This is a genomic window from Marinomonas sp. GJ51-14, from assembly GCF_055808695.1.
Window position 1 is genome coordinate 293,280 of record NZ_CM147879.1, and the last position, 26,124, is coordinate 319,403.

25 protein-coding genes and 2 pseudogenes are annotated in these 26,124 nt (G+C 41.5%); 6 read left to right on the top strand and 21 right to left on the bottom strand.

From position 1 onward, the window contains the following. Positions 1 to 9: 9 nt before the first annotated feature. From AC0L3Y_RS01420 to urtA, 16 genes and pseudogenes are all read right to left on the bottom strand, one after another. Complete coding sequence (locus AC0L3Y_RS01420; protein WP_473467853.1) at positions 10 to 429, bottom strand: hypothetical protein; 420 nt, start codon at positions 427 to 429, stop codon at positions 10 to 12. A gap of 165 nt (positions 430 to 594) precedes the next feature. Then, positions 595 to 1,509, bottom strand: a complete 915-nt coding sequence (locus tag AC0L3Y_RS01425) for a response regulator (RefSeq protein ID WP_473467856.1) — start codon at positions 1,507 to 1,509, stop codon at positions 595 to 597. A 25-nt stretch (positions 1,510 to 1,534) separates the two neighbouring features. Next, positions 1,535 to 4,992 (bottom strand): annotated as a pseudogene (locus AC0L3Y_RS01430) (hybrid sensor histidine kinase/response regulator). 49 nt (positions 4,993 to 5,041) lie between these two features. Beyond that, complete coding sequence (locus tag AC0L3Y_RS01435) at positions 5,042 to 5,626, bottom strand: HupE/UreJ family protein (RefSeq protein ID WP_473467860.1); 585 nt, start codon at positions 5,624 to 5,626, stop codon at positions 5,042 to 5,044. An 87-nt stretch (positions 5,627 to 5,713) separates the two neighbouring features. Further along, positions 5,714 to 6,355, bottom strand: a complete 642-nt coding sequence (gene ureG / locus AC0L3Y_RS01440) for an urease accessory protein UreG (protein ID WP_473467863.1) — start codon at positions 6,353 to 6,355, stop codon at positions 5,714 to 5,716. Positions 6,356 to 6,497: 142 nt separating this feature from the next. Continuing rightward, the gene (locus AC0L3Y_RS01445) at positions 6,498 to 7,187 is read right to left on the bottom strand and encodes an urease accessory protein UreF (RefSeq protein ID WP_473467866.1); all 690 of its coding nucleotides are present in this window, start codon (positions 7,185 to 7,187) and stop codon (positions 6,498 to 6,500) included. Then, on the bottom strand, positions 7,168 to 7,611 hold the full coding sequence (gene ureE / locus AC0L3Y_RS01450; RefSeq protein ID WP_473467869.1) for an urease accessory protein UreE: 444 nt from the start codon (positions 7,609 to 7,611) through the stop codon (positions 7,168 to 7,170). The genes AC0L3Y_RS01445 and ureE overlap by 20 nt, the downstream gene beginning before the upstream one ends. A 34-nt stretch (positions 7,612 to 7,645) precedes the next feature. After that, entirely contained in the window at positions 7,646 to 9,352 is a 1,707-nt protein-coding gene (gene ureC, locus AC0L3Y_RS01455) for an urease subunit alpha (RefSeq protein WP_473467873.1), read from the bottom strand. After that, complete coding sequence (locus AC0L3Y_RS01460) at positions 9,349 to 9,672, bottom strand: urease subunit beta (protein ID WP_473467876.1); 324 nt, start codon at positions 9,670 to 9,672, stop codon at positions 9,349 to 9,351. Before AC0L3Y_RS01460 ends, ureC begins: the two co-directional genes overlap by 4 nt. A gap of 36 nt (positions 9,673 to 9,708) precedes the next feature. Continuing rightward, positions 9,709 to 10,011 carry an urease subunit gamma gene (locus tag AC0L3Y_RS01465; protein ID WP_036163021.1) on the bottom strand — a complete coding sequence of 101 codons (303 nt, stop codon included), beginning with the start codon at positions 10,009 to 10,011 and terminating at the stop codon, positions 9,709 to 9,711. Between the two features lie 180 nt (positions 10,012 to 10,191). After that, positions 10,192 to 10,725: pseudogene (locus AC0L3Y_RS01470) on the bottom strand (urease accessory protein UreD); the annotation flags it as partial. Positions 10,726 to 10,898: 173 nt separating this feature from the next. Then, positions 10,899 to 11,606 (bottom strand): urea ABC transporter ATP-binding subunit UrtE, encoded by a 708-nt coding sequence (urtE, locus tag AC0L3Y_RS01475; protein ID WP_473467880.1) that lies wholly within the window; start codon positions 11,604 to 11,606, stop codon positions 10,899 to 10,901. Next, positions 11,603 to 12,496 (bottom strand): urea ABC transporter ATP-binding protein UrtD, encoded by an 894-nt coding sequence (gene urtD / locus AC0L3Y_RS01480; protein WP_473467885.1) that lies wholly within the window; start codon positions 12,494 to 12,496, stop codon positions 11,603 to 11,605. The genes urtE and urtD overlap by 4 nt, the downstream gene beginning before the upstream one ends. Next, positions 12,493 to 13,641 (bottom strand): urea ABC transporter permease subunit UrtC, encoded by a 1,149-nt coding sequence (gene urtC, locus AC0L3Y_RS01485; protein ID WP_473467889.1) that lies wholly within the window; start codon positions 13,639 to 13,641, stop codon positions 12,493 to 12,495. The genes urtD and urtC overlap by 4 nt, the downstream gene beginning before the upstream one ends. Further along, entirely contained in the window at positions 13,638 to 15,245 is a 1,608-nt protein-coding gene (gene urtB / locus AC0L3Y_RS01490) for an urea ABC transporter permease subunit UrtB (protein WP_473467893.1), read from the bottom strand. The genes urtC and urtB overlap by 4 nt, the downstream gene beginning before the upstream one ends. A gap of 86 nt (positions 15,246 to 15,331) precedes the next feature. Further along, positions 15,332 to 16,615 (bottom strand): urea ABC transporter substrate-binding protein, encoded by a 1,284-nt coding sequence (gene urtA / locus AC0L3Y_RS01495; RefSeq protein WP_473467896.1) that lies wholly within the window; start codon positions 16,613 to 16,615, stop codon positions 15,332 to 15,334. 330 nt (positions 16,616 to 16,945) lie between these two features. Between urtA and AC0L3Y_RS01500 the strand changes: the two genes are divergently transcribed. Together AC0L3Y_RS01500 and AC0L3Y_RS01505 are read left to right on the top strand one after the other, a co-directional pair. Beyond that, positions 16,946 to 17,491, top strand: a complete 546-nt coding sequence (locus tag AC0L3Y_RS01500; RefSeq protein ID WP_473467898.1) for a TetR/AcrR family transcriptional regulator — start codon at positions 16,946 to 16,948, stop codon at positions 17,489 to 17,491. Between the two features lie 109 nt (positions 17,492 to 17,600). Continuing rightward, positions 17,601 to 18,479, top strand: coding sequence for an AEC family transporter (locus AC0L3Y_RS01505; protein ID WP_473467900.1), 879 nt, complete (start codon positions 17,601 to 17,603; stop codon positions 18,477 to 18,479). 309 nt (positions 18,480 to 18,788) lie between these two features. On the opposite strand, the gene AC0L3Y_RS01510 is transcribed toward AC0L3Y_RS01505, so the two are convergent. Further along, positions 18,789 to 19,265, bottom strand: a complete 477-nt coding sequence (locus tag AC0L3Y_RS01510; RefSeq protein WP_473467902.1) for a GNAT family N-acetyltransferase — start codon at positions 19,263 to 19,265, stop codon at positions 18,789 to 18,791. Between the two features lie 161 nt (positions 19,266 to 19,426). On the opposite strand from AC0L3Y_RS01510, the gene AC0L3Y_RS01515 reads away from it, so the two are divergent. Together AC0L3Y_RS01515 and AC0L3Y_RS01520 are read left to right on the top strand one after the other, a co-directional pair. Then, positions 19,427 to 19,945: a hypothetical protein gene (locus tag AC0L3Y_RS01515; RefSeq protein WP_473467904.1), complete on the top strand. Its 519-nt coding sequence runs from the start codon at positions 19,427 to 19,429 to the stop codon at positions 19,943 to 19,945. A 399-nt stretch (positions 19,946 to 20,344) separates the two neighbouring features. Next, entirely contained in the window at positions 20,345 to 21,421 is a 1,077-nt protein-coding gene (locus tag AC0L3Y_RS01520) for a GGDEF domain-containing protein (protein ID WP_473467906.1), read from the top strand. A 2-nt stretch (positions 21,422 to 21,423) separates the two neighbouring features. Here AC0L3Y_RS01520 and AC0L3Y_RS01525 read toward each other — a convergent pair whose 3' ends face one another. From AC0L3Y_RS01525 to AC0L3Y_RS01535, 3 genes are all read right to left on the bottom strand, one after another. Continuing rightward, positions 21,424 to 21,789 (bottom strand): VOC family protein, encoded by a 366-nt coding sequence (locus AC0L3Y_RS01525; protein WP_473467909.1) that lies wholly within the window; start codon positions 21,787 to 21,789, stop codon positions 21,424 to 21,426. Between the two features lies 1 nt (position 21,790). Beyond that, positions 21,791 to 22,243, bottom strand: coding sequence for a GFA family protein (locus AC0L3Y_RS01530; protein WP_473467913.1), 453 nt, complete (start codon positions 22,241 to 22,243; stop codon positions 21,791 to 21,793). Positions 22,244 to 22,378: 135 nt separating this feature from the next. After that, complete coding sequence (locus tag AC0L3Y_RS01535) at positions 22,379 to 23,071, bottom strand: helix-turn-helix transcriptional regulator (protein WP_473467916.1); 693 nt, start codon at positions 23,069 to 23,071, stop codon at positions 22,379 to 22,381. 223 nt (positions 23,072 to 23,294) lie between these two features. Between AC0L3Y_RS01535 and AC0L3Y_RS01540 the strand changes: the two genes are divergently transcribed. Both AC0L3Y_RS01540 and AC0L3Y_RS01545 read left to right on the top strand, forming a co-directional pair. Then, the gene (locus tag AC0L3Y_RS01540; protein WP_473467920.1) at positions 23,295 to 24,233 is read left to right on the top strand and encodes a homocysteine S-methyltransferase family protein; all 939 of its coding nucleotides are present in this window, start codon (positions 23,295 to 23,297) and stop codon (positions 24,231 to 24,233) included. Between the two features lie 102 nt (positions 24,234 to 24,335). Further along, the gene (locus AC0L3Y_RS01545) at positions 24,336 to 25,532 is read left to right on the top strand and encodes a tetratricopeptide repeat protein (protein ID WP_473467922.1); all 1,197 of its coding nucleotides are present in this window, start codon (positions 24,336 to 24,338) and stop codon (positions 25,530 to 25,532) included. A gap of 76 nt (positions 25,533 to 25,608) precedes the next feature. Here AC0L3Y_RS01545 and AC0L3Y_RS01550 read toward each other — a convergent pair whose 3' ends face one another. Continuing rightward, positions 25,609 to 26,124, bottom strand: coding sequence for a hypothetical protein (locus AC0L3Y_RS01550; RefSeq protein WP_473467924.1), 516 nt, complete (start codon positions 26,122 to 26,124; stop codon positions 25,609 to 25,611).

The following is a 26,124-nucleotide window of genomic DNA, read 5'->3' on the forward strand; positions in this document are numbered from 1 at the left end:
AAACACAGGTTAATTTTCGAGTGATAATTTCTTATCAAACTCGCGAAAAAGGTACAGCATAAAAATTGCGGCTAACATAGGCCAAGCAGCGAAAAACAAAAGATTTGATGGCCCCCAAGGGTCCATATAACGCCCAAAAGATACAAGAGTGGAACTCAAATGCATGATCAAGATAATCAACGTCACCCAACGTTTTCGAAAACCAATCAAAAAGCTAAGTACAAGAATCAGCTGCAAGCCTCCCAATAGATAAGAGACGCCAGAGCTCAACTCAGAAATAGAATAAAACGCTTTAAATATAACGGCGACATGCTCTGGGTTAAAAAATTTGTCTAAGGTCCACATAAGTAAAACAATAAATACACCTAGACGTAACCCAAATAAACTCCACTCTAATTTCTCACGTGGTACAGCAACATTGTTATTCATCAATACAAGCCTTCTCAAAAGATGCGCCATATTAAAAAGAAAAATGAAGCAAAACAATTGACCAAGAGCCTCATGACCATTCTTACCTCGTTCACGCCTTTATGAATAAATTCATGACTATAAGGAGGAATATGTCATTTAGGTTATATTGGAAACAATATACTTTTAACGATCTGCGGCAAGTATTCGCAATGCAACGCCTGCTGCAGATGTTCGATTCTCAACACCCAGTTTGGGGAAGATTTGCTCTAAGTGTTTATTGACTGTACGTGGGCTCATTTCAAGAATCTCAGCCACTTCACGATTGGTCTTACCATTCGCAATCCAATGCAACACCTCCGATTCTCGATCGGTTAAATTCAACTCCGTTTTCAACAACACAGGCCCCTTTGGTTTATCACCGTCCTCTAGTTTTAAAAGCGCTTCTTTTTGCTCAGTAAGCCCCATCATCTTCAAAGCCAAAGGGTAATCTAATCCTGTAAGCTTCAAAACATTGCCTACTTTTGGATCATGAGTTAGCCAAAGACGAACTTGTGACGCAAGTTCAATTCGTTGCCATTCAGCACTCACCCGCGCTTTAGCGAGCAAGGCATACGTCTGCGGCGTCGCCCAGGCGATTGCCCCCGTCAGGGTTGTCGTCATTAAATGTTGCCCCATACTGTCCAATGCCGATTGAGCATTATTACTTAACCGAGCATTCGACAAATGCACTCGCATACGAGCAATCAATTCATTTGGCTGAATCGGCTTAGTAAGATAATCCACGCCTCCCGCTTCCAAACCTCGAACTATGTCATTAGTATCACTCAAACCAGTCATAAAAATAACCGGAATGGAGGCCAGACTTGGATCGGCCTTTAACTCACAACATGTCTCGAAGCCATCCATATTTGGCATAATGGCATCAAGCAAAATAATGTCAGGACGAATCCGTTTCGCTATGGTTAACGCTTGCTTACCTTCTAAAGCCACAAGCACATCCATATTCGCCGCTTCCAAGGTATCGTGAATCAAACTCAACGCATCGGGCGAGTCATCAACAACTAATACTATGTCACTCTTATTGCTGGATTCCATCATGAGGTTTTCCATTTTATAAAGCACATTACAAGGAATGCTGTTTTAAGTATTGAACGATGCCATCGAACTGAAAGCTCCGATACAAACTTTCCAATTGCTGTTGATGTGTTGGCGCAATAACATCGGTTTTATCAAGTTGATTCAGTACACCACGCACGCCTTTTTTATAACCCATTTCAGCAAATGCCATCAATTCACGCACACTTTCATGGTCTGGAATTAAGGGTATTTCTTGGTCCTCGTTATTACTGCCTTTACCATTTTCATCATTGAGTAAGCTTTCAGCTAATATCTGTGCATGAGCAAGGTCATGGGATTCCGTTTCTTGATATCCCCATTCAAGATTCAACAAACTTTGAACTGTTTCTAATAGGATGCTGTTATTAACAGGTTTCACCAAATACTGATTAAACGCTGCCTGTTCATCTGGCTCTCGTTGGCTTTCTTGTGCATCTGCCGACAACATAACAATCGGTACGCCTAAACCTCGGTCACGCAGTGTCTTCGCAAGTGTTAAACCATCCATTCCGGGCATGGAAACATCCAAAACAAATAAATCTGGCGAACAAGAATCCAGCTGCTCTAAACAGACTTGGGCATCATTGGCTTCCAACACGTTAAATCCAAGCGGTGCTAATATATCGGACAACAAACCACGCACCACAGGGTCATCATCGACCACCATTAAAGTACGTTGATAACCTCGATAACTCACTATGCGTTTGTACTCATGAGCTACCACATCGCCTTGGCTCACCCACGGCAACATCAAACTCACACGGAACTCACTGCCTTCCCCAACAACCGATTTGGCTTGTAAATCACCGCCCATGATATCTGTCAGTAATTTAACAATCGTCAACCCCAAACCCGTGCCAGGTAAATTCCCTGTGCTGATATCGCGCACCCGTTCGAATGGATCAAAAATTCGCTGTAAATGTTCGTTCTTAATACCAAGCCCAGTATCGCGAATCACAAATTCGGCGACTTGGTTACGATAATTCACTTCGAATAATATCGAGCCTTGAGGTGTATATTTCACCGCATTTGATAGCAAATTAATCAAGATTTGTCGTAGCCGCTTTTCGTCTGTCACGACATGTTGCGGCAAAGGCGCAATGATTTTAGATTGAAACTGAACACCTTTGGCTCGTGCCTGCATAGCAAACATACTGTTTAATTGATCAATTAGTTTTGGAAAATCTACCGTATTGCGATACAGATCAAAACGCCCAGCTTCGATCTTAGAAATATCTAACAAACCTTCAATCAAATCTGCTAAATACAAACCACTGCGATGAATAATGTCTAAACCATTTTGATGCCCAGAAGGGGTATTCGCTTTCTCAGACAACAATTGCGCATAACCAATAATAGATTGCAGCGGCGTTCGTAATTCATGACTAATACCGGTGAGGTAACGACTTTTCGCTTCATTTGCTTGCTCGGCTTGTTCTTTTGCACCTTGTAATGCCCGGTCTGTTTCTTGGTGAGCGTCGATCTCGCGAATCAATTTTCGCGTCTGTCTGTTCGATTCTTTCTGCGCTACCAGACGGCTTTCATGGGCAAGTAAAAACAACCAAGACAATACGCCTGAAACGATCAACAAAGTAAAAAACAGAGCAAACATGGTGTCTTGCAGTAAGGTTTCACCTTCAATCGAGCTGGGTGCCATTTGTCGATAGATCAACATCATCAAGGCAGCATTAATTATATTAATCACCGTCAAAAGAGATAAGAAGCGCCCGAATCGTGATTTCAATGCTTTGACCAAACGCTTAGGCAAAAACAACTTAAAGAAATAATCACTTTGCTGGCTAATACTGGCTTGCGGCTTACAACTGTCTAAACAGCGAACATCCAACGAACAACATAGGGAACAAATCGGTTGCATATAAGCGGGGCAAAAACTCATGTCTTCCGTTTCAAAGTCATTCTCACAGATGCCGCACGTCAAGGTGACATAATGCGGTTGTTTTTGCTGTGCCAGCTCTATCATTGGCACTAATTCAGGACTTTGACGAGCAATGTAGTATTTCCCTTTCGTGATCCAAGCGATCAAGGGAACAAACACAAAACAGCTACCAAGCGAAATAAAATGACATAGGCTTTTTGCCACTTCACCAAAAATGCCTAAATAACTCACTAAACCTAATGTCGTCGCAATCAACATAGACCCGGTGCCAACAGGGTTTATGTCGTATAAATGCGCTCGTTTGAACTCCACATAATTTGGGCTTAAACCCAGCGGTTTGTTAATCAATAAATCCGCAGACAAACTACCTAACCAGCTCACCGCACTGATGGCAAACACACTTAATATCGCGCCAAGCGCTTGATAAATCCCTAATTCCATCAACAACAAAGCGATGGTCACATTGAACACTAACCACACTACTCGACCAGGGTGAGAATGAGTCAGACGGGAAAAAAGTTTGACCAAGCAATCGAGCCTGCATAGGCATTTGTTAGATTGATCTTCATCTGGCAGATAAAAACAAATATTGCCGCTAATACCAAGGCGGTTGTCGGTGAGTTAGTCAAAAAGAAAAAGACTCGTTGATATAAATAAGTTGGGTCTGTCGCCTGTATCGCTGTTGCACCATCCGAGATCGCCAAATAGGCTAAAAAAGACCCTAAAAGCATCTTGATCGCGCCAATAAAAACCCAACCTGGGCCCGCTAAAATCAACCAAAACCACCAGCGTTTTCTATTCTGTTTGGTTTTTTGAGGAAGGAATCGTAGATAATCGACCTGCTCACCAATTTGCGCCATTAGTGCAAACAGCACAGAAGCCGCGGCACCAAACAACACCCAATCAAAACCAATATTGACAGGCAAATGTGCTGGTGTGTATTCCGTCCAGCCTTCAAATTGCTGATACTCCTGAACAACCTGAGAAATGACAACGCCCACTGCAGCAAATTGCAGCACGAGCCAAATCCATTGAGAACCGTTTTGGAATCGACTGATTGCGCGAATACCGTGAGTCACAATCGGAATCACAAACAAAGCGGAAAGCGCATAACCAATCTGTAAAGGAATACCAAGTAACACTTCCATTGCAGAAGCCAGAATGGCGGCTTCAATGGCAAAAAAGATAAAAGTGAAAGAAGCATAAATAAGCGAAGTAATGGTTGAACCAAGGTAGCCAAAACCCGCGCCACGAGTCAGTAAATCAATATCTAACCCATGTTTAGCAGAATAGTAAGCAATCGGAAAACCTGTAATGAAGAACACCGCAAGCACGGTAAGAATAGCCGCTACGGCATTGGTAAAACCATAGCCCAACGTAATAACCGCCGCCAAACCTTCTAACGCCAAAAACGCCGCTGCGCCAAGAGCCGTATGCCCGACGCGGTCGATACTCATAATGCGGCCTTGCTTGGAGGTGTAGCGTAAAGCGTAATCCTCCATAGTTTGGTCAGCGACCCACTTATTATAGTGGCGTCGGACTTTAAAGATCTTCTGGGCTGCGGACATACTTACTCGCGGTTACGGGTTAAAGCTGAAGAATCAACTGTCAGTTCAATTAAGCAACGCTTAGAAAAAGTCCTGCGACAGCAATCATTAATCCACTAATACGCATCATCAAAGGTGAAGCAAAACCAGTCATCAACTGCCCCAAACCAAGACCAAGGATATGCAAACCAGTAGTGGCAAATACAAAGCCCAATGCATATTCAACACTGTTGGCATTCATTGGCATTTCTGAACCATGAGCCGCTCCGTGGAACACGGCAAAACCACCGGCAATCATCATGCAAGCCAAAACAGGTAAACGCTTCGCGCCTAAAACCAAAACACCCAACACAATAACAGAGAGCAAAATACCTTGTTCGACGAAAGGAGCATTCAAACCAGCAACCGCCAAACTACCACCAATCAACATAGCTAACACAAATGCCGCAGGCACAGCCCATAAAGCGCGACCACCCATGCTTGATGCCCAAAGACCAATCGCAAGCATCGCCAATAGATGATCAAAACCACCTAAAGGATGAGACAAACCACTTATAAAACTAGAAACATCTTCGTGTCCTGAATGAGCCAACGTCATGCCGGAAACCAATACTAATGCCGCCGCAGTTAACCCTTTGAAAATAGATAAAACCATCGTTATTCTCCTAACTTTTTGAGCTTTTGTTTTTGAACCATAAACTTTGAGCTCTTGTTTTTCAGCCATCAGCTTCTTAAGCAGCCTTTACACTACCGCTTTTGCAGGTGGCAGCTCTTTTGCTTCAAGCATGCCTTCAGCCACAATAAATTGAATAATGTCATTCAAGCCTTGTGCTTTTTTAAGATTCGAAAATACGAACGGTCGTTCGCCACGCATCATTTTTGCGTCACGATCCATCACCTCTAAAGAAGCACCAACCAAAGGTGCCAAATCGGTTTTATTAATAATCAACAAATCCGACTTAGTGATGCCCGGTCCACCTTTACGAGGAATCTTGTCGCCTGCCGATACATCAATTACATAGATAGTCAGGTCAGACAATTCAGGGCTAAAAGTGGCACTCAAATTATCACCGCCCGATTCAACAAACACGATATCCAATTCACCATGACGTGCTAATAACTGATCAATCGCCGCCAAGTTCATCGACGCATCTTCACGTATTGCAGTATGCGGACAACCACCTGTTTCGACACCTAAAATACGATCCGCGTCCAAAGCTTGATGCTCTGTTAAAAATTTCGCATCTTCTTGGGTGTAAATATCATTGGTCACAACCGCAATATTGTAATGATCACGAAGCGCTGAACATAAAGAACGCAACAAGGCGGTTTTTCCTGAACCAACAGGACCACCGACACCGATACGTAAGGTTTGTTTTTTCATATTTCTATACCTTGTACTTATTTAATGAGTTCGATGTTCATTCTAACGTTTAAACCCCACCCTAACCCTCCCCTTAAAAAAGGGGAGGGAATACATACATCCCTAGACTCCTCCCCCTGCAAAGGGGGAGGTTGGGAGGGGGTCAAGAACGAAACAACCTTGAATACTGTGTTTCATGTTGAGCACTCGCAATGGCAATCATGGGTAATCCAGCGCCAATGCGATCTTCTTTAATCATCAATGACAGAGTAATGGCTTGATTAATATCGCTCTGTAATTCACCTAATAATTCCTGTGCTTGTGTCTGCCCTAATGGCACTAACTTGGTTGCTGCGGCGATTTGATTTTCTAACCAAGACCAAGCAAAACCCAACGCTGCCACATCAAATCCTATCTTCCAATGGGTCGCAGCAATCGCAAACAGAGGGACAAAGCTCATGACATCACCACGTTCAAAAGGCGTCTCGATGTCTAAACTTCCCATTAATCGAAACAGCGCTTCGCCCATCGCCGTGTCGTTAAGACGCAGCTCTTTGGTTTCTCGACAGGCCAACGCCAAATCGTTTAATTCTATTAATCTTGCTGATAACAGTGCTGAATCTTGCTGTTCTGCAGCCACCATACAAAGACGTAAAATAGGCAAATCTACCCGTGCAACCGATTGTTGCATTTGCAAACCCACCCAATCCGAAACATCGGTTTTGCGCTTAACCCAGCCTTTATCAATGGCGTATTCCATGCCTTGCGAAAATGCATAACCACCAACAGGCAAACTCACACTGCTCAGCTGTAACAAACGCAATAAACTGGCTTCAGTGGTGACTATGGCCATGGCTATAGGCTCCAGATTCAGGAATAAACACCGCTTCTTCATGACTCACAACCAAGCCAAGTAAATGCAGCATATCTTCTAAGACGTGGTCAGGTTTGATTCGTAACCAACGTTCGCCTACTTGAATTTTGGTATGTCGATTCCCTAAGTGATAACAAGCCTTAGAAAACGCGACCCAATCCTCACAACTAGCATGAACCACCTCTTCTACTGCGCCTTTTATCTGTACGATTTTTCCGCATTCAGATTTTAGAAATTCCCCCACCAAAAGCGGCTTACCTCGCTTTAAAAAAACACGAACCTCTTCGCTATTTTCACCCACTAGCTTAAGACGACCTCGGTCTCTTTGCTCGTGAGTTAGCGTCACTGTTGTATGAACAGCATCATGGCAATGCGTGCCTAATCGTTCGTATATATCTAGCATTTCAAGCTCCAAAAAACCTTAATAAAAGGTCTTTCTAAAAAAGAGTATAAAGCTGAGCAAGCGGCAAGGTTTCCGCAGGCTCACAAGTTAATAGCTCACCATCGGCACGTACTTCGTATGTTTGTGGGTCAACCCTAATATCCGGCATCCAAGCATTGTGAATCATGTCTTGCTTAGACAAATTTCGCGTATTTTTACATTCCACCAAAGTACGATCTAAACCAAGGCTTTCTTTCAAGCCATTGTTCAATGCTGCCTTAGAAACGAAGGTTACAGACGTCGCTGCTGCCGCTTTACCAAAAGAACCAAACATAGGTCGATAATGCACAGGCTGTGGTGTTGGAATAGACGCATTAGGATCGCCCATTGGTGCACTAGCAATCATGCCACCTTTGATAATCATCGAGGGTTTCACTGCAAAGAAAGCCGGTTTCCACAATACCAAATCCGCCAATTTTCCCGGCTCAATCGAACCAACTTCATGGCTAATTCCGTGAGTAATCGCAGGGTTGATTGTGTATTTCGCGATGTAACGCTTCGCTCGAAAGTTATCCGCACCAAGCTCTTTGTCTTCTGGTAACAAACCAAACTGTTGCTTCATTTTGTGAGCAGTTTGCCATGTCCGTGTAACGACTTCACCGACTCGCCCCATGGCTTGAGAATCAGACGAAATCATCGAGAATGCACCGCGATCATGGAAAATATCTTCCGCTGCAATGGTTTCCTTACGAATACGAGAATCAGCAAATGCCACATCTTCAGCAATATTGCTATCAAGGTGATGACACACCATGAGCATGTCTAAATGCTCATCCACTGTGTTGTGTGTATAAGGTCGCGTTGGATTTGTAGAAGAAGGCAAAACATTTGAAAAACCAGCAGCACGGATAATATCTGGAGCATGCCCGCCACCAGCGCCTTCCGTGTGATAAGTATGAATAACGCGATTTTTGAAAGCCGCTAAAGTGCTGTCCACAAAACCAGACTCGTTAAGAGTGTCGGTATGAATAGCCACTTGAACATCGTACGCTTCAGCGACCGACAAACAGCAATCAATCGAAGCTGGCGTGGTGCCCCAATCTTCGTGGAGTTTCAAACCACAAGCACCTGCTTCTAGTTGCTCTTCTAACGCTTCAGGCAAGCTGGCGTTGCCTTTTCCTAGGAAACCTAAGTTCATCGGCATGCTGTCTGTGGCTTGTAACATCTTGCCAAGATACCAAGGTCCCGGTGTACAGGTTGTCGCTTTGGTTCCCGTCGCCGGTCCAGTTCCGCCACCAATCATAGTGGTCACACCGGAAGTGAGTGCTTCTTCAATTTGTTGCGGACAGATAAAGTGAATGTGCGCATCAATGCCGCCCGCTGTCAGAATACAACCTTCACCTGCAATGACTTCCGTCCCTGGGCCAACGATGATGTCGACATTGTCTTGCACATCAGGATTACCAGCTTTGCCGACTTTTGTAATACGACCATTCTTAACGCCTACATCGCCTTTAACGATGCCCCAATGATCCAACACCAACGCATTGGTAATCACCAAGTCTACGGCAAATTCATTGGTGACTTGGCTTTGTCCCATACCATCGCGAATCACTTTACCGCCACCGAATTTCACTTCGTCACCATAAGTAGTAAAATCTTTTTCTACTTGAATCCAGACATCCGTATCGCCTAAACGAACACGATCACCAGTTGTTGGACCGAACATTTGCGCATAACTTTTTCTATCCATTGTGCTCATTGTTCGTCCTCCGTTTTCAGCGTGCCCATGATTTCACCACGGAAACCGTAAATGGTTTTCGAACCCGCATATTCTACTAATTCCACTTCTCGACCTTGACCGGGTTCAAAACGCACTGCTGTACCGGAAGCGATGTTTAAACGAAATCCTTTGGTTGGTTCACGTTCAAACGTCAATGCGGGATTCACTTCATAAAAATGATAATGAGAGCCAATTTGTACAGGGCGATCACCTATGTTTTCAACGCGAACTTTCAGTGTTTTACGGCCAACATTAAGTTCAATGTCACCTTCAGCAACGTGTATTTCACCTGGAATCATGATGTTTCTCCTTCCCTCTTGATGAATAAAAAAGGATTAGTTGATTGGATTATGAACAGTCACCAGCTTGGTGCCGTCAGGGAAAGTGGCTTCGACTTGCACTTCATGAATCAAATCCACAACACCATCCATCACTTGATCAGCACTCAACAAGGTTTTGCCGTAACTCATCAATTCCGCCACGGTTTTGCCATCACGAGCACCTTCAATAATTTCCATCGTGATAAATGCCATGGCTTCTGGATAATTCAATTTAAGACCGCGATTTAAACGTCTCTCCGCCAATAAAGCCGCGGTAAATACTAATAATTTGTCTTTTTCTCTTGGGAGCAGTTCCATACAATCACCTTTAAAAAGTACTCTTTCGCTAAGTGGCCCAAATTCTAGGTTCACAGGCTTTTTGTTCATTAATGCTGGACGAATATCACGCCAACATTGGGTAAATAACTGTTTCATTTGTTCTGAATCATCATGCACGCTGCGTACCATAATGTACTCACCTACCAAGCTTGCTCCACTTAAGGAGGCATGATTTGTACAATGAACACGGAGTTTGCCGATCAATTCATTTTGATCACTATCTTGATTGCCATTCAAATCAAATGGCCCCGCAATCATCAAACCATTAATTGGATTACCATTTAATCCCGCTTTAGCGGTAAAAATGTCTTGGCTATTACCGTCTATCACCAAACGTTCACGAACTTTTAAACGTCCATTTTGACGAACCTGAAAACCTTGTTCAGCATGGCCTGCACCAAAGTTTTCTTTATTGGCGGGCAATCCAAAACAGGTTATTTCCCAGCCAATAAATTTGGCGTTTTCTGCCAATTCAATACAGTTTTCAAGTCGAGTGTGAGCATTAGGATAAAGAATGGTTTCCTGTGGAAGCCATTCCATCAGGCTATTTTTAGCCACATTTAATTGTGTGATTTGATGCTGTAAGGATTTATCTTCTCGGGCTCGGTAGACTCGACCCGCACCCGGAGTGGTAATCAGAACATGAGTGTTTTCAGCTAAATTGGCTGTGATTGTTAATTGATCACCAGACACCAAACCGCCTGGAGGATGCAACAAATAGACATGAGCCGTCTCTGCACCTTCAGGATAAAAGGGCTTTTGTACATACAAAGGCCCTTTATGATCGCAGGTTTTCAATACCGTACCACGCGCTGTCTTACTAAAACCTAATGTGAGAAAAGCGTGCCATTGGGAAACAGTCAAAGTTATACCGCCAAATATTGTTTTATCAGAGTATCATTCAAATTTTCCATTCTGTCTGATGCCACAATACGTCCTTTTTCCATCAGTCGGAACTCTTTTCCGACTCGTCGAGCAAAGCCCAATTTTTGCTCGACCAAGATAACGGTCAGGCCTTCTTCTTTATTTAGTTTAAGAATGACGTCACCAATTTGCTTCACAATATTGGGTTGAATACCTTCATTTGGCTCATCTAAAATCAACACTTTAGGTTCCAATACCAAGGCACGACCAATCGCTAGTTGCTGCTGTTGACCACCCGATAAATCCCCACCGCGACGGTACAACATGTCTTTTAACACGGGAAATAATTCAAAGATTTTTTCAGGAATGTCTTTTGGGTTGTCATCGGTGCGTTTGCTACGAACAGGCAAACCAATACGTAGGTTTTCCTCTACCGTCAACATAGGAAAAATATCTCGCCCTTGAGGAACATAGCCAATACCAGAATAAGCACGTTTTTCTGCGCTTTGCTTATTCAACTCAGCCCCTTCCATAGTAATCGCACCACTTTTGATGGGTAATAATCCCATAATGGCTTTTAGTAAGGTGGTTTTCCCTACGCCGTTACGTCCCATGATGCAGGTAATAGAGCCTTCTTTAATATCTAGATCCAATCCCCATAAGATTTGGGTGCCACCGTAAAGCTGGTCAACTTTATTAATTGAAATCATGCGCCGACTCCCTCTTCTACCGCTTCTTCTCCAACTTCACTTTCCCCTGCATCTTCTCCTAGGTAAACTTCTATCACATCTTTATTACTTTGAATTTGATCCATAGTCCCTTCTGCCAATACAGAACCTTGATGCAATACAGTCACTGTTCTCGCAATACTACGGACAAACTCCATATCGTGTTCGACAACAATCACAGTGCGTTCGCCAGCCAAAGAGGTGAGTAATTCCGCGGTACGCTCTGTTTCTTGCGCTGTCATACCTGCAACGGGTTCATCGATCAATAATAAGCGTGGATCAGCGGCTAATAACATACCGATTTCCAACCATTGTTTTTGACCATGGGACAAAGCCCCTGCCAGCATAAAACGATGCTTTTCTAAACCAACGGTTTTTAATACTTCATCAATGCGATCAATTTGCGTTGGCGTTAAACGTGAAAACAAAGTGGGCAATACACCCTTATCGGTTTTTAATGACAATTCCAAATTATCAAACACCGTTTGTTCTTCAAATACCGTCGGCTTTTGGAATTTACGGCCTATGCCTAACTGAGCAATTTCGGCCTCGTCTTTATTTAACAAATTATGATTTTGTCCAAAGAAAACCGTTCCTGAATCACATTGTGTTTTACCTGTAATCACATCCATCAAGGTCGTTTTCCCTGCGCCATTAGCGCCAATCAAACAACGTAATTCGCCATCATTCACATACAGGTTTAGATTATTCAGCGCTTTAAAACCATCAAAGCTTAGGTTCAAATCTTCAACGTATAAAATCATCTGGTTGTCTACGTTCACCTTGCTTTGAGCCGGCGCAAGAAATGGCCAAACCTGATCGCGTCGAAAAGTATCACGCAGAGTTTCTACTGTGTTTTCTATCGCATTCATGCTTCAGTCTCCTGTGTGGCAGATTCCTTGACGGCAAGCGGACGACGTTTTGCCATCATTTGTGCGTACAAGCCCATCAGACCTTTTGGTAAATACAAGGTCACCAAAACAAACATGGCACCCAGTGCAAACAACCAAGCATCTGGCAAAATCGCGGTAAATCGTGTTTTCGCGTAGTTCACTAGAATCGCGCCAATCACGGCACCAATTAAGGTACCTCGACCACCAACTGCAACCCAGATCACCATTTCAATGGAGTTAATCGGGGAAAATTCACCTGGGTTAATAATGCCAACTTGCGGCACATACAAGGCACCCGCGATACCGGCGATAACAGCGGAATAGACGAACAACCAGACCTTATAACGATCCGTACGATAACCAATAAAACGCGAACGGGATTCCGCATCACGAATCGCTAACACCACTTTACCAAACCGAGAAGAAAGAATGCGCTGGCTCACTACAAACAACACCGCCAATAAGAAGGCTGTAATCATAAATAAGCTGACTCGCGTAGCATCGGCTTGTAAATCAAAGCCCAGAATTTCTTTAAAATCCGTTAAACCATTGTTACCACCAAAGCCCATCTCATTGCGGAAAAACGCCAATAATAAAGCGTAAGTTAGTGCTTGCGTCATGATAGACAAATACACGCCTGTGACTCGTGAACGGAACGCCAACCAACCAAAAATAAAAGCCAGCAACCCAGGAACCACAACCGCCATCAACATGGCGAATCCAAAATTGTCCATACCTAACCAAAACCAAGGCAATTCTTTCCAATCCAGAAACACCATAAAATCAGGTAATAGCGGATCGCCATAGACACCACGATCGCCAATTTGACGCATCAAATACATGCCCATGGCATAACCGCCCAAGGCGAAAAATGCACCATGCCCAAGACTCAAAATCCCACAATAGCCCCAGATAATGTCTACTGCCAAAGCCAGCATGGCGTAGCATAAATATTTGCCTAACAAGGTGATGGTATAAGTGCTGACATACAGCGCGGAATCTTCTGGTAATAATAGATTCGCTCCAGACGCCAATAAAGAAACCACTAAAAGAATCACCACAAAAGGCAATGTGTGTTTGCCAGAGGAACGCCCAGCGGAAAACCATTCTGTAAGACGTGTCATTCTGCCGCCCTCCCTTTTTGTGGAAAGAGTCCTTTAGGACGTTTTTGAATAAAGAGAATAATAAACACCAAGACAATAATCGCAGCGAGTACCGCACCAGTCGTTGGCTCTAGGAACTTAGTTGCAATGCCCAAAGAGAAAGCCGCCACTAATGTTCCCAATAAGTTACCTACACCGCCAAACACAACCACCATGAAAGAGTCGATGATATAAGCTTGACCTAAATTTGGTCCTACATTGGTTAGTTGACTTAGAGCAACACCCGCAATGCCTGCGATACCAGACCCAAGGCCAAAGGTCATCGCGTCGACCCAATGGGTTTTTACTCCCATGGCTTTTGCCATGTTTCGATTCTGCGACACCGCTCGAACATTCAATCCTAACGAGGTTTTTCGCAACACGATGACTAAGGCGAAAAACACCAACAAGGCAAAGGCCAAAATATATAAACGGTTCAACGTCAGAGACAGCACTGGATTAATTTCCCATGAACCACTCATCCAGCTAGGTGTGGAAACTTGGCGATTCAACGGAGAGAAAATGGTTCTCACCAACTGCTGCAGAATCAAGCTGATACCAAAAGTTGCCAACAGAGTTTCAAGCGGTCGCCCGTGTAAATGTCGAATCACTAAACGCTCGATCAAAACCCCCATCAAGCCAGACACAAGAAAGGCGGCAGGAATCGCCACCCAAATAGAATAATCAATGTAGTTCGGCATCAGCAGCTGCACCACATACGTCGTATAAGCACCCAACATGATCATCTCGCCATGGGCCATATTAATCACGCCCATCACACCAAAGGTAATCGCCAAACCAATTGAAGCCAGCAAAAGTACGGAGCCCAAACTCAAACCAAAAAAGAGCTGATCCACAAAGGCAAAACGGTTTGCTCGTTGGGCGATTTTTTCTAAAGCATTATTCGCTGCGGTAACAATGGCGGGACTATCGTCTTTCGTTAGCCTGGTTAAAAGGTTACGTACGTCACCTTCAAGACTGGTAGATAAACGCTCTATAGCACCCAGTCTATTAGATGCCGTTAATTCTGTAGAAGAAGCTGTGTGCATAGACAAAGCCACACTCATTGCTTCTTTTACCTTGTTATTCGTCTCTTTCGCATACAAGGATTCGATTAAGGTCACTGTGTCAGCATCAAGTTTTGATAGCAGTTCTCGAACCGCTGACTCACGTATTTTAGGTGACTTCGCCGTCAGTTGAATTTGAGCAATCGCGTTACGTAGATAACCCCGTAAGGTGTTGTTTACGCGAATTTTTTTCACATCTCGTTTATTTAAATTCGGCACAACAGTCTGATTAAACACATCTTTATAAACCGCGTTGCCTTGTTCATCAAACTGGCCGACTAGGGATTTATCGGCTTTTATGTAATAAAGATCGCCACCTAATAATGTATGAAAAAGTGGCAGTACCGTTTCACCTTTAATCTCGGCAAGCTGATCTAAAATAGGCACCATGTCTTTAAATTTTGCGCCAGCAAGCTCGGTAAGCAAAGGATCTTGTTGGCTAGCTTCAGCGGCTTGTACTGAAAAGGATAAGAGCCCAAAAAGACAGCAGCAAAATGCAATTAAATGTCTCAAGGTCATACTCCATGTATTAAAAAAAAGAGAAACAAAAAGGCTCTCAGACCCTATAAGGTTAGAGAGCCAATGTTTACTGGGAAGTAAATAACTTAGTAATTCTGACCAGAACACGCTTTTGTTTTCGTGTTGTAGTTACCGCACTTGATAGGCGCCGTCCAATCAGAGATTAGATCTTTAGAACCTGGTAAAAAGTCTGACCAAGCATCACCTGCAACAACACCATCTGTTTCCCAAACCACTTCGAACTGACCGTCGTCTTGGATTTCACCAATCAGAACAGGCTTGCTCAAGTGATGGTTTTTATTCATCACAGCAATACCGCCTGTTAGGTTTTCCGTTTTCTGACCTATCATGGCTTGCTCAACAGCATCAACATCGGTTGTGCCAGCGTCGGTTACCGCATTTGCCCACATTTTGAAACCGATGTAAGTCGCTTCCATTGGATCATTCGTTACGCGGTTAGCGTCTTTCGTAAAGGCTTTCCACTGGGTAATGAATTCGTCATTCGCATCGCTTTCAACACTTTGAAAATAGTTCCAAGCAGCCAAGTGACCAACAAGAGGCGTTGTGTCTAAACCTGATAATTCTTCTTCACCGACAGAGAAGGCAACCACTGGAATGTCTTCCGCTGAAATACCTTGGTTACCCAATTCTTTGTAAAAAGGAACGTTAGCGTCACCATTGATAGTAGAAACTACTGCGGTTTTCTTACCTTCACCACCGAATTTCTTCACATCAGAAACAATAGACTGCCAATCTGAATGACCGAATGGTGTGTAGTTAATCATGATGTCTTTTGCTGCGACGCCTTTCGCTTTTAAATACGCTTCAAGGATTTTGTTCGTTGTACGCGGGTAAACGTAATCGGTTCCGGCAAGCACAAAACGCTCGACACCTAGATCATTCATCAAATAATCAACAGCAGGAATAGCTTGTTGGTTTGGCGCAGCCCCTGTGTAGAAAACGTTTTTAGAAGACTCTTCACCTTCATATTGAACTGGGTAAAACATCAAACCATTTAGCTCTTCTAATACTGGCAAAACAGATTTACGAGATACGGATGTCCAACTACCAAAAATAACATCTACTTTTTCTTGCGTTAAAAGCTCACGACCTTTTTCAGCAAACAAAGGCCAGTTTGACGCAGGGTCAACCACAACCGCTTCTAGTTTTTTACCTAGCAAGCCACCTTTTTTGTTTTGCTCTTCTACCATCATTAAGACAGTGTCTTTTAGAGTCGTTTCAGAAATCGCCATGGTGCCGGACAAAGAATGCAACACACCAACTTTGATCGTGTCTGCTGCCATGGAAGGAAGCGCGATGAGAGTTACACTAGAAAGAGCAATCGCAGAAACAAGCGTTTTGATTTTCATGTTTGAAGCCGTCCTATTGTGATTTTGAATGAGTTATACGTTGCAGTAAGAAACGTTAAAATATGAAGCTTTGAGAACATTTTTTTCCAAACCTCATATCAGTGACTTCAGTATTCAAAAATTACGGCTACAAAGGTATGCGCGAAATGCCCTAGTGACATACGTCATTTAACGTATAGAGAAATGAATAAAAAATAGCTTTTAAATAACAACCATCCTCTACATTGTATGTTTTCATATTTATGCCTTAAAACAGTTGACGCGCACACCTAAAATCAGAAATAGACAAAATGGTCTACTTCTGTCAACATGCAAATAATAGAGGTAAATATGAATAAGAAACGACAGCAACTCATTGATACTGCTTTAATGCTCTTTTATAACAAGGGCATTAATACTGTTGGCATAAATGAAATTTTACAGGTATCAGGAGTTGCCAAAAAAACGTTATATAATCACTTCGAAAGCAAAGAAGAGCTAATCATCGCTGCACTTGAACAAAAGCATAATAACTTTATTACTTGGCTTGAAGATAAGCTCAAAGGATCCATTTCAAACGAAGATGTTGTTAATCGCTTATTTCTTGGATTAGAAAGCTGGTTTCTGAATTCAGAACCTATGCTTGGAGATTTTCACGGTTGTTTTTTCATTAAAAGCTCAGCCGAATTTAGTAACTCAAACCATCGTATATCTATTCTTTGTAGAAAGCATAAACACCAAGTAAGACAAGTAATTGCCCGAACAATGAAAAACAGCTCTGCAATTTTGCTCGATGCAATTTGCATTATGAAAGATGGTGCTATTACTTCAGCCTATGTAACAAATGATACCAGCACAGCAAGAAAGAGCATTTCTGTTCTCAAAAAACTTATGTAAATCATCACACCATATCAAAACTGAGACTCGTGCTATCAAGTTGCATTGAGACTAAAAACAATACTATTAAGTTAATGAAAATCACGTCCGCAATAATTTAAGGAAACGCATGTTTAATCAGGTTGTCAGCATATTATTTCCAGTATTAGGGTTAGCATTTGCTGGCTTATGCGTTGGACTATGGATAAGACCCGACTTTCGACCTATTAACCGAGTCAATATGGATCTATTTGTACCAGCATTGACCTTTTCATCCCTTGTTGTTATGCCACTTGATGTCGGCCAAACCCCCTTATTAAGCGCCGTATTCCTTGCTGTGCTTATTCCTGCGTTACTTATGCTACCTATTTGTTATTTATTCAAACTTAAATACAAAGTCTGGGCGCCACCACAGATGTTTCGCAACGCCGGCAACCTTGCCATCCCACTATTCACCTATTCATTTGGTGAGACAGCAGTAGCTCCAGCAGTATTATTATTTGTCGTATCGTCTTGTCTTCACTTTAGTATTGGCTTGGCACTTATCAGCAAGGGCAACCCTTTGTTACAAGTTATCCGTATGCCCATTTTTTTGGCTGCCGCACTGGCATTAGCTTTAAACCTAATGGGGATTGGTGTTTGGGAGCCATTACACAATGCGACCTCTTTACTTGGGCAAGCAGCAATCCCTATTATGCTTGTATCTTTAGGTGCTCAAATGTGCAACATAAAGTTAAGTGGCATAAAAACAGGCTTACTCTGCACTGGGCTATCGCTTTTTACCGGCAGCATCGCATTTACATTAATTTATTTCTTTATTCCTTTATCAACTCTGCATCTACAAATGATGCTGCTCTTCACCATGTTCCCACCTGCTGTACTAAATTATATGTTTGCAGAGCGTTTTGATTTAGAGCCTGAGAAAGTCGCATCGATGGTATTATTCAGTAATTTTCTCTGTATTGTCACGCTACCGGTTATGCTTGTAGTTGCTTTGTCGTTTAACTAGGCGTTGACAAACTAATAAGGGAGTAATCAAAGTGAGGTTTTATTTTTTTAGAAAATACAGCTTGTTACTTATGCTCATGATTATGTTAAGTGCTTGTTCTAATACACAGGTAAAAGAAAATTGGCGGAAAGTTTCGTCAGAATGGGCCCAAAATATAGCAAAAAATGATTGCGATGTTTATAACCGCGGCACCTCCCAATACGATGAATGTGTACAACAAATTAATGACTTTTACAAAGAACACTACTCTACGAACAGCATTATTGATCAATAATGCTGTTATTCTTAAGCTCATGCTTCATTAAAAAGCTAAATATGCTCTAAGTCCAAACGCATAATATGCTGTGGCCCTGATTCCCCACCATGATAAAAATCTTCAGTGTCATAAAATCCTCCTTTCAAATAACACTCTTTGGCAAGATTGTTTTTGCAATTCACAGTTAAATACACATTAGAATGATTTGGGTAATTCGCAATTAGGTAGGTAGGCAGAACCTGCAATGCTTGCTTTCCATAACCCTTACCTTGATATTTTTGATCAATAAAAAAACTTCTCAGTCCAAGACTATTTAATTTGGCAAAGTTATGGTCATTCCCATAGACAGTATCGATCAAGAAGAATCCAACCACTTGATCATCTACAAGAATCACATGAGGTCGAACCTGAGCATTCGCATTAGTCAAAATACTGTCAATAGTTTCCACATATTGAAGCTGTTCACCTTCTACACTCAATGTAATCACATCACCTAAATGCAGTGACGTCATTTTTTCTATTTTTATCAAGGTTCCTCCTATAGAAATAAAATCCTGTTAAGTTTCAGAACTAGCTTTTAATAAAATAACTGTAATTATTTTTCTACCTTTTCCTTAAAAGTGATCCACATAGTCCTCTCTAACGTTAATTTAACTATGGTTCAATAAATTAACACCGAAGGAAAAGCATTATGCTCAATACTCGTTTGCCTATCTCAGCTTCTGTATTTTTACTTGCAGGACAACTTGCTCATGCAAATATTGAAGTCTCATTTATAGAAAGTGCCCCCAAAGACCAGTTCATTTTAAACAATACCAGCCAATGTGCATTAGCAAATTTAATGGTGAATCTCGATTTATCAAACAGTGTTGGTCGTCTTATATTTGATACTGCTGGAGCAGGCCCAGGCGTTGAGGTTTTCCAACCCTTCGAAGTGAAGAAAGGTAATTTGAAACTACTTTCTGCAAGTGAAGTAAAAGACGGAGATTCAACACTTTCATTAAACATTGAAAACATTGCAAAAAATGATTCTGTCAGTTTTACCATTGATGTGGATGACACTCTGGTAAAAAGTGAACTTGGTAATATTCGCGTATCTGGCTCTGAAATCACTAATGCAGCCATAAGTATAAGTACCAAAGAAAAACAAATATCCACTGCTATATTTAACAATGAAGGCAAAGCATTAATAACCTTCCCTCCTTGCTAAAAAAATAGAGTAACCTCATAAAACAAAGAGGCAACATACCGTTATGATATTAATCAAAACGGTTTCTTATGTATTTAGCTTGATAAATTAATTTTATACTGACCCGCATCATCTCAAATGTCTTAAAAATACCATCTAACCATTTAGCGTGATAAGCTATATAAACTAATCAGTTAGGAATTCAGTACTATTAAATTCCACCACTTTAATAGCGTGTATCACCATATCACTTAAGAATTTAACTGATCTTACTTGTTACCTACATTTAGCAATAATACGATTATCTACACAAAACACTTGGAATGAGTTTCGTATAGAAAACAGGCTTTTATGTAAGCTGTGATGGCTTTTTCATTAGCCAATCCTATAAAAAGTAATTTGTACTAAAGGACAAAACTTTTGAGTGTTTTTACTTCAATGCCCCTAGGGCGACGCGGTTTAGTTCAAACTACAAATCTCGTCCTGACGAGTCTTATCGCTAGCTTAGCAAGTATAAAAATTATGATTTTAGGGGTAAGTGACCTTCCAACTCCTGCTTTTTTTGTTGTAACAGTTGGGGTTCTTAATGCGCTTTATATTAAACGCGGTGGATCAATAGATCTCGCAGCAAAGATACTAATAGTAACTACGCTCTTTGGTCTGGCTTTCTCCAGTTTCTATACTGGAGGAATTGATGCATCAGTAGTTTTACTCGCTCCAATGATTCCTATTATGACTGTGCTACTTATTAGTGCTCGCGCAGCATGGATTACCTTTGGAATAGTTTGTTTAATTCTAGTGGGCGTCTTTATGCTTGACGTCTATGGATATGTTCCTGAAAACACAGTAGACCCCGAATTACTTTTGATGAGTCGTTACCTTGTACTCACATGTCTTTGTTTAGTATCAACCTGGGTTGTATCCCATTTCTCTTCAATCTCCCGAACATTATTGTCGCAACTTGAACAACAATCGAATATTGACTACCTCACAGGCGTACTAAACCGTCGAGGAATTGAAACCAAACTTTTACAAGAGATAGATAAAGCAAAACTTTCCAATACCTGGCTGTCTATTATCATGGCCGACGTCGATTTCTTTAAATTATATAATGACAGTAACGGCCACATAGCGGGAGATAAGTGTCTTAAGGATATAGCCAAATTAATCGGCGATCATGGTTTACGCCCAGAGGATGTTGTCGGACGATTCGGCGGAGAAGAATTTATTCTGATTTTACCTGATACAAATATTGATGAAGCGAATGAAATTGCAGAAAAATTACGAAAAATCATTCTGAAACAGAATATTCCTTATGGGCCAAAAAATACCGATCCTGTAACCTTAACCCTAGGTGTAACCAGTGCTTACGGTCAAAACATCAATGGAACAGAACAACTGATTAGAGATGCGGATGCGACTCTTTATAAAGGTAAACACCAAGGTCGCAACCGGGTTGTTAGCATGATATCTAATAATATTGAAACGCAAGATTAGCTCTATATACAAGCACTACCAAAACATAACTTATTGTTGTCCAAGTCTCTCACGTAGGCAGAGAAAAACGGCCCTCGTGATTTAGGTTTACCTTCACAGCGCCCACCTAATTCAACCACTTTTTTATGCAAGCGTTTTACCTCATCCACGGAATCGACACCAAACCCCAGCATGGTGCCATTACCATTCGTAGCTAGCTCTTCATCAAAAGGAATAGCCACAGCAAAGGCCATCTCATCATTTTGCCAATAGGTCATTCTTTCTGTTGCGAACGTTTGAATAAAGCCGGTTTGTTCAAACAAGGCATCGTAAAAATGAACTGAGGCCGCCATATCATTTGTGCCCAGTACGAAGTAATTCATTTTCATTTTAAGATTCCTTATCCGTCGTAGAGTTCGAAGCAGAATCCACAGCAGACGCAAAATACGTCATAATTTCTGCTTTGGTCATTTCTTTCGTTTCATTGGAAAAACAATAATAATCAGGACGTTGATCACTAAAATATTGCATGTCCATTTCAATACCATCAAGGTCTGAGAAAATTCCTACAGGCATGTTATAAGCACCCGTTCCCTTAAGCTTATAAAACAAATGCGTGCCGCATTCTGAACAAAAGCCCCGAGTCGCCCAAGCTGAAGAATCATATTCTTTGATGTTATCTTCGCCTTCAATCACCACATCAGAGCCACACTGCACGGCAAAGAAAGGCGCACCACCCCACCCACGACAAGAATCGCAATGGCAAACGGTAAACTTAGGATTAATCTGATTGGCCATTATGACCACCGCACCACATAAACACTGAGCTTTTGCTTTTAGCATTAGAATGTACTCCTCTTAATAAAGGCTTTTGAATGAATGTTTCAATACATTCTATGACGACCTAGTGACAGCCCTATGTCAGGGGTGACTATTAAATCTAGTAAGCGAACTAATCATTCATAATAACGGTGATAATTAACCGTACTGACGAAAATAATCTTCTAACGTCATGTCTTGAGGAGTGAATTTTTCGGAGAGTAAATCGAGGCTTTGTATTCTGTCTAAACGGAAATTTCTAAACTCTTCTCGCAAACGACACCAAGCAACCAGTATCCAGCTGTTTCTCGTACTTAATAAAGCGAAGGGTTCAATACGTCTTTGCGTTAATCGATTCGCTTCATCCGTATAACCAATATCGATGAGAAGAAAGTTTGTTAGCGCGTATTGTAGCGTCGATAAATGATCGCTGTTTTTTTCCTGCTCCTTCATCTTACTGAATTGAGTTCTTTCAGAAAGAAGATTGGCTTTAGCCTTGTGTTCACTATTGAGCGACGACTTAATTTTATCTATGGCATCTGAGTAATCCTTTACCAACGAGGAATCTTTATTATTGAGTACCAACTGCTCAACCATCACCAAGGCATTCGCCTCACTTTCGGTAAACATAATCGGAGGCAAACGATAACCTTCTACCAAGCGATAGCCTTTTCCTTCTTCCGTATAAATCGGAATACCCGAGCTTTCCAGTGCTCGAATGTCCCGATAAATCGTCCTGACACCGACCGAAAAACGAGCCGCTAACTCCGTCGCCGTCACCAAGGATTTCGCTTGTAATTGCGTCGTAATCGCCGCTAACCGCGAGAGTCGTTTTACATCACCGTCACTCAAAACGCTTTCCTCCTTTTTAGATGCTTAAAGCTACAAATATTCGAAACAAAACTCTACGACACCATCATAACGGCTTTTTAGAGCATTTTGCGTCATGAACTAATTTTACTTCACAGATTCTATTATGACCTGAACTGTCTTGATCATGACCTAATTTCATTATCTTTCTGCTGTCATTATGGTTGAATAGCTTTAACTGAATTTAAGCATACGAAAGGCTGTGATGAGCGATTTAACCAGACTAAATTTAACCATATTAGATGGCGGTATTGGCCGCGAGCTGAAACGTATTGGAGCCCCTTTTTCACAACCACTATGGAGTGCACAAGCCTTACTAGAAGCACCTCATTATGTCACCCAAGCCCATCAGAATTTTATTGATGCGGGTGCCGAGATCATCACGGTAAACAGCTATGCTTGTGTGCCTTTTCATCTTGGTGAAACACGTTATCAACAACAAGGCGCAGCGCTCGCTCGACAGGCTGCCATCATTGCCAAAGACGTTGCCAGTAAAGCCACTCAAACCGTACAAGTAGCAGGCTCGCTTCCGCCACCGCTTGGCTCCTATCGTCCAGACTTATTCGAAAAGCATCAAGCGCTCGACATTTTAACGACACTGTATAAAGCACAAGACGAACACGTAGATCTATGGATCGCAGAAACCATCGCCAGCATCGAAGAAGCCAGCGCCATTGCCCATGTTTTAAAAGATTCAACCAAACCCTGTTATTACGCTTTTACTCTAAGCGATGAACTAGGAGCAACGGCAAGATTACGTTCTGGAGAATCTGTCACCCACGCCATAGAAGCGATCTTAAAAGAAGCGACATTGGTAGAAGGAATTGATGGTATTTTCTTTAACTGCTCCATTCCTGAAGTCATGGAAAAAGCCATTCGAGACACTAAGAACGTATTAGAAAAGCATTCAAAAACACTCAATATAGGCGCTTATGCCAACAGTTTTAAACCTATATCACAGGGTCATGAAGCCAATTTAACGACGCAGAGTTCCCGCGATCTCACGCCAAAAGAATACCTTGTCTTTGCTAAGCAATGGTATAACGCAGGCGCCAACATAATCGGCGGCTGCTGCGGCATAGAACCTGCTCATATAATGGTACTCGAAGAATGGAAAAATGTAGAAAGCAAAAATAATTTATAAACTTGTTCACCTTAGCTCAATAAGTAAAACAGACTTTATTTCACTCTGACACGAATTATTCTTATACTAGTCTCTCTAAAAAAACTGACTCATAGGATATTTATGTCAACTTACATGGAAAGCCACAAAATACGACGTGTTATAAATATATTATCTCTGCTCTTTGCCATCTCCTTACTCGGCGCATGTGCCTCTCAAAGTACATTAGAAAAATATCAGACTAAAGCTGATGAGGGCGACATAGAAAATCAACTGTTACTAGCAGATAGCTATTTTTATGGCACAAAAGACCTAGCCAAAGATAAAGACATGGCTATTAAATATTACCGCTTAGCAGCAGAAAGTGGTGATGCTTCTGCAGCTTTTAATTTAGGTCTTATTTATCAGAAGGAAAATAAATATGATGAATCTGTTCATTTTTATGAAATGGCGGTAGAAAAGAATCATCTAGGTGCGCAAGATAACTTAGGAATTCTTTACCATCATGGAAGAGGTGTTGAACAAGACTTTGATAAAGCGGAAAAACTTTACTTACAAGCTTTATCTAATGGTAGTAACTTCAGTCAACGTAACTTGGCAGTCCTGTACCGTGACAGCCAGCAGTTAGATAAAGCGATCGATGCCTTTACAACATTAGCATTTGCACCGACTACAAAAGACAACTCTCGGAAGTTTAAAAGTGCTATATCCCAGGATCTGATGGATCTTTATATTGCGAAAAACGACAATAATAATGCTTATATTTGGGGTTCCACAGCGATTATATCTGGCTTATTTGATTCTAATATAAAAGACGCTGAAAGTAAGCTCGCTCGCTACGAAAGTGTTCGTAATAAAATCAATGAAGATGACAGAGCGAGTATGTCAAAAGCAATACTATCAACACACTATAAAGCATTTCAGCAATACGAACATGCCATTGACCAGCGTAAAGAGTTTTTAGTTAGTGATGGAATCATAAAACTGCCAACAGATAAATTAGTAGGACTAACTGGATATAAAATACATATTAAAAAAGACATTTATGGCGGCATCAATGCTTACAAAAACAAAGAAGACAAAAAATCACGCATAAATCTTGCACTGTACACTCTTAGACTTGCAAGTTATGAAATATCTATCGGTGCTATTGACCCACACTTTTATTTAGCCAAATCAAACATTGAAGACAGTTTATCTATCTTAGATGATTATGATGATAAAAACTTAATAAGCTTAAAAAATACAACAAATCTTAAACTAGATATTGTTAATGGAATTTCTAATTATCAACAAGACACTCTCAAAGAATTAAAATAATTGATAATAAATACACTATTGATTAAAACAAACCTCCCTCTAAATAAATATTTTTTAGAGGGAGATTTACAAAAAATCAATTAGGAATGGGTGACACAATATTCGAACTTTCGGCAATAAAACTAACAGCGGAATGCTGCTTTAATTGCGACATGATTTTTGGACTTTGATCGTGCGTAACATCAATTATGACAATCACCTCACCATTGTCTAAGTGCCGATCAAAAGTATCTTTAAAATAGGAATCAAAAGATGCGCAAACAATAGAAGCCAACATTTTTGCCGCAGCGAAAGCAACGCCACAGACCAGAGCCAGCCACAATAAATTTTGCATCGTTATATCGACTAACCCAATACCTATAATAGCCACCAGAGCCAATATACAAAAAGCGAATACACCAGCGCGTTTACCCGTGGCAAGTAGACTTGTGTTGTCAAAGCTATTACCGCCATGAAGATGATGGGAAAGAATCCCCTTATCATCACGAGACAAAACAAAAAAGTGCTGATCATCAACACCCTGCTTATGAACCTCATCAGATATCAATTCGGCATCATCAAGATCATTTGTGCTATAAAATAAACGTTTCAT